Genomic DNA, 11,024 nt, shown 5'->3' with positions numbered 1-11,024 from the left:
ACCCCCTCCCCCCCCCCCCCCCCCCCCCCCCGACGGACTCTGTCTAGTTCTTCCCGTGCCCTTGCGGCATGGCGCCCATCGCCTCGGCGGTGAGCTGGACGTCGATGCTGCCGGCCTTCTCGAAGACCAGGGTCAGCGGGACCTTGGCGTCCTTGGCGATCGGCGCCTTCAGTTCCATGAACATGATGTGATAGCCGCCCGGCTTCAGCGTGACGGTGGCGCCCGGCGCGATCTCGAGGCCCTTGGTGAGCTCGCGCATGCGCATCACGCTGCCGTCCATCTGGACCTCGTGGATCTCGACCTTGTCCGACGCGGCGCTACGCGCGGAGACCAGCCGGTCGGCGGTGGTGCCCTTGTTGGTGATGGTCAGGAAGCCGCCGCCCGTGCGCGCCGAAGGCGGCGTGGCGCGCGTCCACGGCGTGGTGATCTCCAGCGAGCCGAGCTTGTAGTCCTGCGCCATTGCGGGCAGCGCGAGGAGGGAGACGGCGGCGGCGAGGATGAGGCGGCGGCAAAACATCAAACGGACTCCTGAGAGAAAACGAATTCGATTGCTCAGCGCTTCTTCTGTGCGTCGAGCCAGGCACGGACTTCAGCGAGGTTGGCGACGCCGGTGAGGACCGTCTCCTTGCCGTCGCGGTCGATCAGCAGGGTGCGCGGCAGTTCGCCCGCCCAGGCGGGATCGATCTCGTAGCGCAGCCGCTCGTTGAAGCGGTCGGCGAAGGCCCAGTTCTCGGCCTTGGCGAGATCGGCGCGCGTCAGCATGTCGGTCACGCGCGCGGGATCCTGCGGCACCGGATCGGCGGCGACGAGCACGAGCTTCATGTCGGGACGCTCGGCGCGCAGCTTGCCCCATTCCGGCATCTCGACGAGGCAGGGCGCGCAGGTCAGGCCCCAGAAATGCACGACGGTCGGCTGACCGTCGTGCGCCGCGCGCAGCTTGGACCAGCTTCCGCGTCCGAAGGCGTTAGGATCGGCGGCCTGTGCCCCGGTCGAAGCGACCGCAAACAGCAGGGCGAGAAGGAGGGGACGCATGTTCATGGCTGGTCCTCGAGCGGGATCAGGCGGTAGCCGTCGGCCTTGGTGAGCCAGGATAGATAGGCGCGGCCGGCGTGGGCGACCAGTAGTGGATGGTCGGAGGCGTCGTCGGTGTCGGCGACGGTGCGGGGATCGGTCCAGGTCCGGCCGCTGTCCTGGCTCACCTGCCAGCGCACGGACGACTTGTTGCCGTCGAATTCCTTCCACACGAGATGGAGCGCCGTGCCGTTGGCCAACAGGTAAGGCCGTGCCGGCTGGCGCTTGGGCGTCGACAAAGCGCGCGGCGCGCCGAACGGCGTGTCGCCATTGTCGGCGCGGGCATAGAACAGGCCCTTGCGCGCCGAGCCGTCGGTGAACCAGGCGACGTGATAGGAGCCGTCCGGCAGGATCGCGATGCTGGGGCCGTGATGCGGGCAGGCCTCGATCTTCCATTCGTCGGCGCTGACGCGGCGCACCGGGCCCGGCGTCTTCTCGTCCTTGAAGGTGACGACGCCGTGGTCGCGGATCGATCCGGGGAAGATGTTGCGGAACACGACAGCCGGCTTACCGGGACCGGCAAAGGCCACGCCGAGGCGGCAGCACTCGCATGTATTGTCGAGCGCGATGCTGGTCGGCCCGAAGCCCACCTCGCCGTCTTCCCAGGCATAAGCGAGCGCCGCACCGGGATAGGGCTTCCCGGCAGCGCGCGCCTTCGGCCCGTTGCGCTTGTCGAGCCAGGCGGCGAACACGCGACCGGTCGAGGGATCGACCGCCGCCGTCTCGAAGCGCTGGCTGGTCGTGTCGGCGGTGATCGGCGCGGGCTTGCTGAACGTCGCGCCATTGTCCTTGGAGCGCGAATAGAAGGCGCGGCCGTTGAAGTTGCGATCCTGGAAGATCGCGAAGGTGACGACCAGCTCGCCCTTCGGCGTGACCACGATGCGGGCGCGTGCGTCAGGGCCCCAGTCGAGGTTCATCGGTTCGGGCGTGACGGCGGCCGGCTCGGAGAAGGTCTTGCCGAGGTCGGTCGAGCGCACGACGACGATCTTGTCGGCCATCGCACGGGCCAGCCACAACGTGCCGTCCGGCCCGAAGGCCGGCGTGGCGGTAAAGGCTTCGGGCGTGCCGGCGGCCGGCTTGCCGTGCTGGTGCTGTGCGGCGGCGGTGCCGGCGAACAGCAGGAGGGCCACGAAGGCGAGAAGCGCGCGCATCAGAATTTCACCCTCAAGCCTGCGGTGGCAGTCAGCGGCATGCCGAGCTGCGGGATGGAGGTCGCACTGACCGTCGAGCCCTCGAACGACGTCGTCGTATAGCCCTGCGCCAGATACTGCACGTTCGTCAGGTTCTGGATACTGCCATAGATGTCGACGTCCTTCACCGGCGACCAGCGCATGCCGAGGTCGATCAGGGTCGCGCCGTCGTTCAACTGCGTGTGATTGGTGTCGTTCCAGTATTGCGGGAACGACTTCATCGACGCCGTCAGCACGAGGTTCTCGATCGGCCGCCATTCGACGCCGGCGGTGAACATGTAGCTCGGCACCTGGCCCAGCTGCACGCCGGTGCGCACCAGGGTCGGATTGACCGAGCTGGTGAGGTAGGCGTTGGTCTGGGTGAAGCCGCCGGTCAGCCGCAGCTGCTCGAACGGCTGCCAGGTGGCGATCAGCTCGACGCCCTGGAAGGTGGCGTTGCCGACATTCTGGTACTGGCGGACCGTCGTGAAGGCGGGGCTGAGGCCGGCCGCCGTCACGTAGGGCGCGGCGCAGGCCGGGTTGGTGTTACAGACCGTGATGAAGTCGATGAAGTTGGTCAGGTTGTTGTTGAAGTAGGTGCCGGAGAGGGTGAAGCCCTTCCATTCGAAGTCGAAGCCGACTTCCTGGCCGAAGTTCGTCATCGGCTGCAGGTTGGGATTGATCGTGGTGTAGCCGGTGCCGCTCGCGAACACGCGGTACATCTGGTTCATGCCCGGCGCGGAGAAGTTGCGATAGATCGCGCCGCGCAGGGTCAGCTCATCGCTGGCATGGAATTTCAGGCCAAGCCGCGGGTCGAAGCTCGACGCGCTGGCATTGGGCACGACGTTGTTGGTGCTCGAGTTCTGCGTGAGCACGCTGGCGTTCATCGCCTGCCAGAAGTCGCCGCGCAGGCCGACCGTGACGTCGAGCGGGATACCGCTAAAGCGGTAGGTGCCCTGCGCGAAGAGGCCCTGGAACCGGTGCTCGCCGTTCACCACGAACGTCGTGGGGTTGGCCGTCGCACTGGCGAACAGGTTGTTGTAGTCGGTGATCAAGGTGCGCCGCGCATCGACGCCGATCTTCACGTCGCGCAGCTCGCCCAGGTTGGCTTCGTAGAAGACCGAGCCGCCGATGTCGGAGTTGGGCGCGGCCTCGATCTGGCTGACGAACTGGTTGGTCGCGTTGATGTTGTTCAGCGTATAGGCGCCGCTCGCCACGTTGATGGTGCCGAACGAACCGCCGCTCAGCCAGCCGCTGAAGTTCAGCGACTGGTTCTCGTCGAACTTGTAGCTGCCGCCGGCCAGCAGGCGATAGGTCGACCAGTTGTTGTGGGCGAAGGTCCAGACCAGCCCGTCCTCGTAGGTCTGGTTCCAATAGCCCTTGGCGAAGAGCTTCAGGCTCTCGTTGGGCGTCAGGTAGACGCTGGCGGCGACATTGTCGGCCTTGGACGCGGTCGGCACGAGATTGACGTTCTGGTACTGCGCCGGCGTGAGGTTGTAGCCCGAGCTCTGGGCGTGATTGTAGGACAGCCCGACCTTCACCTTGTCGTTGACGACATAGTTGCCGGCGGCCTCCGCGGTCGAGGTGTTGTAGCTGCCGTAGCTGACGTCGGCCGAGACGCCGGTCTTCTCGGGCTGACGGGTGACGATGTTGATGACGCCGCCCATCGCCATGTTGCCCCACAGGCTGGTGGCGCCGCCGCCGCGGATCACCTCGATGCGCTCGACCGAGTTCTTCGGGATGGTGCTCCAGTTCATCGTCCGGAAGTACGGATCGTTCGCCGGCACGCCGTCGACCATGATCAGCGTGTTGATCGTCGTGCTGGTGCCGAAGCCGCGGATGTTCACCGGCTGGGCGGTCGGGTGGAGCTGGCCGGTCGGAATGTTGGGCAGCCAGACGCCGGGAATGCGGTTCACGAGCTGGTCGACGCCGGTCTCGGGCATCGCCTCGATCTGCTGGCGGGTCATCACCGTGGTGCTGACGTCGAGCTTCTCGAGGTCGGAGCCGCGGCCGGCGCTGACGGTGATGGGCGCCATGGTCACGGGCGCCGTGTTGCCGGGCGTAGCTGGCGGTGCGGCTGGATCGGCGACGGTGACCGGCGCGGGCTGCGCCCGGCCGAGCGCCGGTATCAGCGCCAGGGCTGCGAAGGCGGCGGCGGTGGCCGCACGAACGGATAACATGAAATCTCCCCACGAATGACAGACGAACGCGACGCACAGCGAAGTGCGTCGCGGGTTCAGGCGTCAGACGTGGGAGGGGGGACCGCGCGGTCGGTGAGGCCCGTCGCGGATGCCGACGGGGGCGAGCGCTTCGTCGTTCGCGGCAAAGACGATCGTCTCGGCAACGGGTTCGACGAGCAGGAAGGCGGTATCGGAGGGCTGGGCCAGGACCGGCGCGTGCGCCAGGCCGAGGCAGCATTCGTGGATCTTGCCGGCCTGCTGGCCGGGCGCCTGCGAGCGGTCCTCGTCGGCGCCGGGAAGGCAGAAGACGCCCCAGGTGCGGGCGGCGGCTTCCGGGCCGCCGTCGCGCATCAGGACGGCGTGGGCCAGCGGCTGGAAGAAATTGAGCGTGATCGCAAACAATGCCGCGGCGAAAGCCGCCGCGCGCCAGCCCCGGTCGGGTTGTCTGCGATCCATGGCCAAATTTACGCCCGAATGTGGGGGATGCGAAAGGGGACAGCTTGTCGCCCGGCGACCGCCCGGGGAAACAGGGTGTCTAGGCAAGAGGCTCCCGGCGGGATATTTGTCCGCCCGCAGCTTCTCGGGGGAGAAAGCCTATGGGTCGTAACGACATGCCGCGCGTCATCGCGGCTTTCCTGGACAGCGGCTTCGCCTGGTTTTTGGCGCGGCTGGTCCTGACCTTCGTCTTCTGGAGCGCGGGCCTCGCGCACATGATCGAGTTCCAGCACAGCGTGGTGGAGCTGAAGGGGCTGGGGCTCGAGCCGGCTCCCTTTCTCAACGTCGTGCTGGTCGCGACCCTGCTGATCGGTTCGTTGCTGATCCTGCTCGATCGCTGGCTGTGGCTGGGTTGCGGCATCCTGAGCGGCTTCCTGGTGGTCGCCATCGTGCTCGCCCATCCGTTCTGGAAGATGGTGGAGCCCGCCCGCACGCCGCACTTCCATGTCGCCATGGAGCATATCTCCATGATCGGCGCCTTCATGGTCTGCGCCGTCGCCGGCCGCCTGCGGGATTTGAAGCGGTAGGTCTAATCCAGCAGCGCCGCCAGGCGCTTGTCCTTCGTCTTGCGCGCGAAGCTGTGCAGCAGCCACATCGCGCCGCCCTGGAAGCCGTGGAAGGTGCGGCGACCGTCGCGCAGCTCCTCGAGGAACGTCACCAGCGGCACTTCGTGCGTGACGATGTTCTCGCCCTCGTCGAGTTTGGGCTCGGCGACCTTGCGCACGTCGAGCGCCACGAAGCAGTGCACACGATTGTTCAGGCGCGGCGCGTTGGCGAAGAAGGCGCCGAGCGGATGCCAGTCCGTGCCGGCGAAGCCGGTCTCCTCCAGCAGCTCCCGCTTCATATTCTCGATCGGCTCACTCGATCCCTCGATGATGCCGCTCGGCAACTCGACGACGGTCTGCCGCGCGCCATGGCGATATTCCTCGACCAGGACGATGTTGCCATCGTGCGTGATCGCAATGACGGTGACCCAGTCGGGCTGCTCGATGACATGGAAGGGCGTGAGCACGCGGCCGTTGGGCAGCTCGACCGTGTCGGACCGCAACGCCAGCCAGCGGTCGCGGTAATTGTATTTCGACTCCAGGACCTTCCACGGCCGGATAGTTGGACGGTCCTCTGCCACCTCAGACCGCCGTCCAGCCACCGTCGACCACCAGCTCGGCACCGGTGACGTAGGAGGATTCGTCCGACGCCAGGAAGAGAATGGCGTTGGCCACCTCGTCGACCTCGCCGGCGCGGCCGAGCGGCACGCCCTTCAGGGTCTTGGCGCGCTGCACCGGATCGGCGGTGCGGCCCGAGGTGCGCATCGGCGGCATCAGGCCCGGATGCACCGAGTTCACGCGGATGCCTTCCTTGCCGTGCTGCGCGGCGGCGGCCTTGGTGATCAGCCGCACCGCGCCCTTGGAGGCATTGTAACCGACGTGGATGTAGGGCTGGCCGACGATGCCGGAGATCGACGACAGGTTGATCACTGAGCCCGGCCCGCCGGTCTTGCGGATGGCGGCGATGCCGTACTTCATGCCGAGGAAGACGCCGGTCGAGTTGATGTCCATCAGCTTGTGCCACAGCGCCGTATCGTAGAGGTCTTCCGCCGCCGAGCCCGAGATGCCGGCATTGTTCACCAGCACGTTCAGCCCGCCATGCGCCGCCACGGTCTTGTCGACGGCGGCCTGCCATTCGGTTTCATTGGTGACGTCGAGATGCACGAAGGTCGCCGTGCCGCCGGCCTTCTTGATCTCCGCGACGACGGCTTCGCCTTCCTTGTCGAGCATGTCGGCCACCACGACGGCCTTCGCGCCCTCGCGCGCGAAAAGACGCGCGGTGGCTGCACCCATGCCGCTCGCGGCGCCGGTCACCAGCGCCACCTTGTCCTTCATTCTCATGGTTCGGGTCTCCTCAGGCGAGCTTGAGGCCGACGATGCCGGCCACGATGAAGGCGATCGAGACGATGCGGATCGTCGAGGCGGTGTCGCCGAAGGCCAGGATGCCCACGGTGAAGGCACCGACGGCGCCGATGCCCGTCCAGATGGCGTAGGCGGTGCCCATCGGGATGGTGCGTTGTGCCCACATAAGCAGCGCACCGCTCACGACGATGGCAACTGCGGCAAAGAGCAGCCATCCCGGCCGCACGCCTTCGTCGGTCCAGCCGAGCTTGAGGCCCACCGGCCAGCCGATCTCGCAAATTCCTGCCAGTAAAAGGCTGATCCACGCCATGTTTGTCTCCCCCGAATAGCCAGTGCTGTTTTGGCGCTGTCATTGACTGCAAGGTTACAGCCTGTAACGATCAAGGATTGCACGCATCTTGCAGCATAGCGAGGGCGGCATCGGGACGGGGACTAGGATCTTGGGAGTGTTGAAATGAACGAACGTGAACTGCGTGGCCTCATCGGGAAGGTGAAGGCCGGCAAGCTCTCGCGACGAGGCTTCGTGCGCAGCATGATGGCCGTGGGCATCGCCGCGCCGATCGCGAGCCAGATTCTCATGCATTCCGGCGTCGCGATGGCGCAGGCGGCCTCGACCTACAAGCCGACCAAGCGTGGTGGCGGCGGCCCGCTCAAGATGCTGTGGTGGCAGGGCCCCACGCTTCTCAACCCGCATTTCGCGGTCGGCACCAAGGACCAGGACGGTTCGCGCCTGTTCTACGAGCCGCTCGCCGCCTGGGATCCCGACGGCAACCTGAAGCCGAAGCTCGCGGCGGAAATCCCGACCAAGGAAAATGGCGGTCTCGCCGCCGACGGCACCTCGGTGACCTGGAAGCTGAAGCAGGGCGTCACCTGGCACGACGGCAAGCCGTTCACGGCCGACGACGTCGTCTTCAACTGGGAATACGCCAAGGATCCGGCGACCGCGGCCTACACGATCGCGTCCTACCAGGACGTCAATGTCGAGAAGGTCGACCAGTACACGGTCAAGGTGACGTTCAAGAAGCCGACGCCGTTCTGGGCCGACGCCTTCGTCGGCACGCGCGGCATGCTCATTCCGAAGCACCTGTTCGCCGACTTCATCGGCGCCAAGTCGCGCGACGCACCGACGAACCTGAAGCCGGTCGGCACTGGCCCCTACATGTTCAAGGACTTCAAGCCGGGCGATCTGGTGACGGGTGTCGCAAACCCGAACTACCACCAGGCCAACAAGCCGTTCTTCGACTCGGTCGAGATGAAGGGCGGCGGCGATGCCGTCTCGGCGGCGCGCGCGGTGCTGCAGACCGGCGAATTCGACTTCGCCTGGAACCTGCAGGTCGAGGACGAGATCCTCACGCGCCTGGAGAAGGGCGGCAAGGGCAAGGTCTCGATCACCCCGGGCGGCAACATCGAGTTCTTCCTGCTGAACACGACCGATCCGTGGACGGAAGTCGACGGCGAGCGGTCGAGCATGAAGACCAAGCATCCGACGCTCAGCGATCCGGAAGTGCGCAAGGCGATCGCGCTGCTGGTCGACAACAAGTCGATCCAGGACCACATCTACGGCCGCACCGGCCCGGCGACGCGCAACTACCTCTATGGTCCGGAGCGCTTCAATTCGAAGAACAACCCGATCGAGTTCAACGTCGACAAGGCCAACGACGTGCTCGAGAAGGCCGGCTGGAAGAAGGGCTCCGACGGCATCCGCGCCAAGGACGGCAAGAAGCTCAAGTTCGTCTACCAGACCTCGATCAACCAGCCGCGCCAGAAGACCCAGGCCATCATCAAGCAGGCGGCGCAGAAGGCGGGCATCGACATCGAGCTGAAGTCGGTGACGGCGTCGGTCTACTTCTCGTCCGACGTGGCCAACCCGGACACCTACACGAAGTTCTACACCGACCTCGAGATGTACACGACGACCATGGGCCAGCCGGATCCGGCGACGCACCTGCTCCAGTTCGCGTCGTGGGAAGCGGCCAGCAAGGACAACAAGTGGCAGGGCCGTAACATCACGCGCTGGCAGAGCCCGGAAGCCGACAAGCTTCTGCGCGATGCCGAGGTGGAGCTCGATCCCGTCAAGCGCGCCGCGATGTTCATCAAGGTCAACGACCTGGCCGTCCAGAACAACATCGTGATGGGCATCGTCGAGCGGCCCACGGTCTCGGCACAGGCGGCGAAGCTCAACTGCCAGATCAGCGGCTGGGACAACAACACGTCCGACCTCAGCGACTGGTTCAAAGACGCGTAGTCCGAAACGCCCTCCCCGCCTTGAGCGGGGAGGGCTTTTTATTTGCAGGTCCATCGCGTGAGCAGGCAGTACGTAATCCGGAAGCTCCTGATCATGATCCCGAGTCTGCTCGGGATCAGCATCGTGCTTTTCAGCCTCCTGGCCCTGGCGCCGGGAGATCCCTTCGACGAACTCGCGACCAACCCGGCGGTTCCGCCGGAAGTGCGCGCCGCTCTGCGCGCCAAGTTCGGGCTCGATGACCCGATCTGGATGCGTTACTGGCACTGGCTTGCCGCGCTGCTGCAAGGCGACTGGGGTTTCTCCTTCGTCAGCCGCATGGATGTGAGCACCCTGATCATGCAGCGCCTGCCGGTGACCCTGGTGGTCATCGGCGCCTCGCAGATCCTGGCCATCGCCGTCGCCATCCCGGTCGGCGTGCTGGCCGCGACCCGGCCCTATTCGCTGTTCGATCAGGTCGCCAACACCTTCGCCTTCATCGGCTTCTCGCTGCCGACGTTCTTCACCGGCCTGGTGCTGATCCTGGTTTTCTCGATCCAGCTCGACTGGCTGCCCTTCGTCTATCGCGCCGACATCACCGCGACCGGCTGGGCATTCTATTGGGAGCACATCAAGCAATCGATCATGCCGGTGACGGTGCTCGGGCTCTTCCAGGGCGCGGCTCTGGTGCGCTTCGTGCGCTCCTCGGTGCTCGACGTCATCCGCCTCGACTACGTCACCACGGCGCGGTCCAAGGGTATCGGCGAGCGCAAGGTCATCACCCGGCACGTCGTGCGCACCGCCCTGATCCCGGTCGTGACCCTGGTGGCGCTGCAGATGCCCATCGTGTTCAGCGGCGCCGTCGTCACCGAGCAGATCTTCCGCGTGCCCGGCATCGGCTCGCTGCTGATCACCTCGATGCTCTCCAACGACACGCCCGTCGTCATGGGCGTCACCTTCGTCTCGGCCTGCCTGGTCGTCATCTTCAACCTCATTGCAGATATCCTTTATGGCTGGCTCGACCCCCGCATCGCTTTCCGCTGACGCGCCCGTCGCGGCCGCCGCGCCGCGCAAGGCCCAGCGATTCTCACCCTGGCAGGAAGCGTGGCGTCGCTTCCGCCGACACAAGATGGCGCTGTTCTCGGCCGTCGTGCTGGGGCTGATCATGTTCGCCGTGCTGGCCGGGCCGTTCATCTGGCGCGTGCCGATCAACGAGATCGACTTCGCGGCCAAGCTGCAGGGCCCGTCCTGGGCCCATCCGCTGGGCACCGACGATCTCGGCCAGGACCTGCTGTCCCGCCTGATCTATGGCGGCCGCATCTCGATCGCGGTCGGCGTCGCGGCGATGGTCGTCGCCATCTTCTTCGGCCTGCTGGTCGGTTCGATCGCCGGCATGGCGAGCGGGCGGGTCGATGCGGCGCTGATGTGGGTCACCGACCTCTTCCTGTCGCTGCCGCAGCTCCCGTTGCTGCTGCTGGTCATCTACCTGTTCCGCGAGCCGGTGAAGGGCGTGCTGGGTGTCGAGGGCGGCGCCTTCGTGCTGATCGTGGCCGTCATCGGCGGCACGCGCTGGATGTCGGCGGCGCGCCTGGTGCGCGCGCAGTTCCTGTCCTTGCGCGAAAAGGAGTTCGTCGAGGCCGCCCGGGCGCTGGGCGCCTCGCGGCTGCGCCAGGTGCTGCAGCACATCCTGCCGAATGCCCTGGGTCCGGTGATCGTGGTCGCGACCATCGACATCGCCGCCGCCATCATCGCGGAATCGACGCTGTCGTTCCTCGGCCTCGGCTTCCCGTCGGACGTGCCGACCTGGGGCAGCGTGCTGCGCGACGCCAAGGACTACCTCGACATCGCGCCGCATTGGGCGCTGTTTCCCGGCTCGCTGATCTTCCTCACGGTGCTGGCGATCAACTTCATCGGCGACGGATTGCGCGACGCGCTCGATCCGCGACGTGTTCTCTAGGACTGGTGTAGCGTGGCCGAACCT

General features: G+C 66.2%; 12 protein-coding genes. 4 read left to right on the top strand and 8 right to left on the bottom strand.

All coding sequences use genetic code 11. The features are described from left to right. Nucleotides 1-43: 43 nt before the first annotated feature. The 5 genes from AC1RP5_RS24010 to AC1RP5_RS23990 all read right to left on the bottom strand — a co-directional run bounded on the left by AC1RP5_RS24010 (nucleotide 44) and on the right by AC1RP5_RS23990 (nucleotide 4,876). Nucleotides 44-517, bottom strand: coding sequence for a copper chaperone PCu(A)C (locus AC1RP5_RS24010; RefSeq protein ID WP_493114886.1), 474 nt, complete (start codon nucleotides 515-517; stop codon nucleotides 44-46). A gap of 35 nt (nucleotides 518-552) precedes the next feature. After that, entirely contained in the window at nucleotides 553-1,038 is a 486-nt protein-coding gene (locus AC1RP5_RS24005) for a TlpA family protein disulfide reductase (RefSeq protein ID WP_493114884.1), read from the bottom strand. Next, nucleotides 1,035-2,222, bottom strand: coding sequence for a sialidase family protein (locus AC1RP5_RS24000; RefSeq protein WP_493114882.1), 1,188 nt, complete (start codon nucleotides 2,220-2,222; stop codon nucleotides 1,035-1,037). The genes AC1RP5_RS24005 and AC1RP5_RS24000 overlap by 4 nt, the downstream gene beginning before the upstream one ends. Then, nucleotides 2,222-4,420, bottom strand: coding sequence for a TonB-dependent receptor (locus AC1RP5_RS23995; RefSeq protein WP_493114880.1), 2,199 nt, complete (start codon nucleotides 4,418-4,420; stop codon nucleotides 2,222-2,224). Before AC1RP5_RS23995 ends, AC1RP5_RS24000 begins: the two co-directional genes overlap by 1 nt. Before the next feature lie 63 nt (nucleotides 4,421-4,483). Next, a complete protein-coding gene (locus AC1RP5_RS23990; protein ID WP_493114878.1) occupies nucleotides 4,484-4,876 on the bottom strand; it encodes a DUF2946 family protein in 393 nt (130 codons plus the stop codon). A gap of 140 nt (nucleotides 4,877-5,016) precedes the next feature. On the opposite strand from AC1RP5_RS23990, the gene AC1RP5_RS23985 reads away from it, so the two are divergent. Then, nucleotides 5,017-5,442, top strand: coding sequence for a DoxX family protein (locus AC1RP5_RS23985; protein WP_493114876.1), 426 nt, complete (start codon nucleotides 5,017-5,019; stop codon nucleotides 5,440-5,442). Between the two features lie 2 nt (nucleotides 5,443-5,444). On the opposite strand, the gene AC1RP5_RS23980 is transcribed toward AC1RP5_RS23985, so the two are convergent. From AC1RP5_RS23980 to AC1RP5_RS23970, 3 genes are read right to left on the bottom strand one after another with little or no spacing between them, the layout of a single operon-like run. Beyond that, entirely contained in the window at nucleotides 5,445-6,041 is a 597-nt protein-coding gene (locus AC1RP5_RS23980) for an NUDIX hydrolase (protein WP_493114874.1), read from the bottom strand. Nucleotide 6,042: 1 nt separating this feature from the next. Further along, nucleotides 6,043-6,801 carry a glucose 1-dehydrogenase gene (locus AC1RP5_RS23975; RefSeq protein ID WP_493114872.1) on the bottom strand — a complete coding sequence of 253 codons (759 nt, stop codon included), beginning with the start codon at nucleotides 6,799-6,801 and terminating at the stop codon, nucleotides 6,043-6,045. 13 nt (nucleotides 6,802-6,814) lie between these two features. Further along, entirely contained in the window at nucleotides 6,815-7,132 is a 318-nt protein-coding gene (locus AC1RP5_RS23970; RefSeq protein WP_493114870.1) for a DMT family transporter, read from the bottom strand. A gap of 144 nt (nucleotides 7,133-7,276) precedes the next feature. Here AC1RP5_RS23970 and AC1RP5_RS23965 point away from each other — a divergent pair, with 144 nt between their 5' ends. The 3 genes from AC1RP5_RS23965 to AC1RP5_RS23955 are packed head-to-tail and all read left to right on the top strand — an operon-like array spanning nucleotide 7,277 to nucleotide 11,000. Beyond that, on the top strand, nucleotides 7,277-9,067 hold the full coding sequence (locus AC1RP5_RS23965) for a peptide ABC transporter substrate-binding protein (protein WP_493114868.1): 1,791 nt from the start codon (nucleotides 7,277-7,279) through the stop codon (nucleotides 9,065-9,067). Nucleotides 9,068-9,124: 57 nt separating this feature from the next. Then, on the top strand, nucleotides 9,125-10,087 hold the full coding sequence (locus tag AC1RP5_RS23960; RefSeq protein WP_493114866.1) for an ABC transporter permease: 963 nt from the start codon (nucleotides 9,125-9,127) through the stop codon (nucleotides 10,085-10,087). After that, nucleotides 10,053-11,000, top strand: coding sequence for an ABC transporter permease (locus tag AC1RP5_RS23955; RefSeq protein ID WP_493114864.1), 948 nt, complete (start codon nucleotides 10,053-10,055; stop codon nucleotides 10,998-11,000). The genes AC1RP5_RS23960 and AC1RP5_RS23955 overlap by 35 nt, the downstream gene beginning before the upstream one ends. Nucleotides 11,001-11,024 lie beyond the last annotated feature (24 nt).

The sequence above is a fragment of the Reyranella sp. GW821-FHT12G01 genome (assembly GCF_058806575.1).
Note: the sequence above shows the minus strand (reverse complement) of the source record. Positions and strands in the feature narration are given on the sequence as shown.

What these genes read in the sequence shown, in the direction of transcription:
- AC1RP5_RS23955 (WP_493114864.1), top strand. Translation starts at nt 10,053, where the DNA reads ATGGCTGGCTCGACCCCCGCATCGCTTTCCGCTGACGCGCCCGTCGCG.
- AC1RP5_RS24005 (WP_493114884.1), bottom strand. Translation starts at nt 1,038, where the DNA reads ATGAACATGCGTCCCCTCCTTCTCGCCCTGCTGTTTGCGGTCGCTTCG.
- AC1RP5_RS24010 (WP_493114886.1), bottom strand. Translation starts at nt 517, where the DNA reads ATGTTTTGCCGCCGCCTCATCCTCGCCGCCGCCGTCTCCCTCCTCGCG.
- AC1RP5_RS23965 (WP_493114868.1), top strand. Translation starts at nt 7,277, where the DNA reads ATGAACGAACGTGAACTGCGTGGCCTCATCGGGAAGGTGAAGGCCGGC.
- AC1RP5_RS23990 (WP_493114878.1), bottom strand. Translation starts at nt 4,876, where the DNA reads ATGGATCGCAGACAACCCGACCGGGGCTGGCGCGCGGCGGCTTTCGCC.
- AC1RP5_RS23995 (WP_493114880.1), bottom strand. Translation starts at nt 4,420, where the DNA reads ATGTTATCCGTTCGTGCGGCCACCGCCGCCGCCTTCGCAGCCCTGGCG.
- AC1RP5_RS23975 (WP_493114872.1), bottom strand. Translation starts at nt 6,801, where the DNA reads ATGAGAATGAAGGACAAGGTGGCGCTGGTGACCGGCGCCGCGAGCGGC.
- AC1RP5_RS24000 (WP_493114882.1), bottom strand. Translation starts at nt 2,222, where the DNA reads ATGCGCGCGCTTCTCGCCTTCGTGGCCCTCCTGCTGTTCGCCGGCACC.
- AC1RP5_RS23985 (WP_493114876.1), top strand. Translation starts at nt 5,017, where the DNA reads ATGGGTCGTAACGACATGCCGCGCGTCATCGCGGCTTTCCTGGACAGC.
- AC1RP5_RS23970 (WP_493114870.1), bottom strand. Translation starts at nt 7,132, where the DNA reads ATGGCGTGGATCAGCCTTTTACTGGCAGGAATTTGCGAGATCGGCTGG.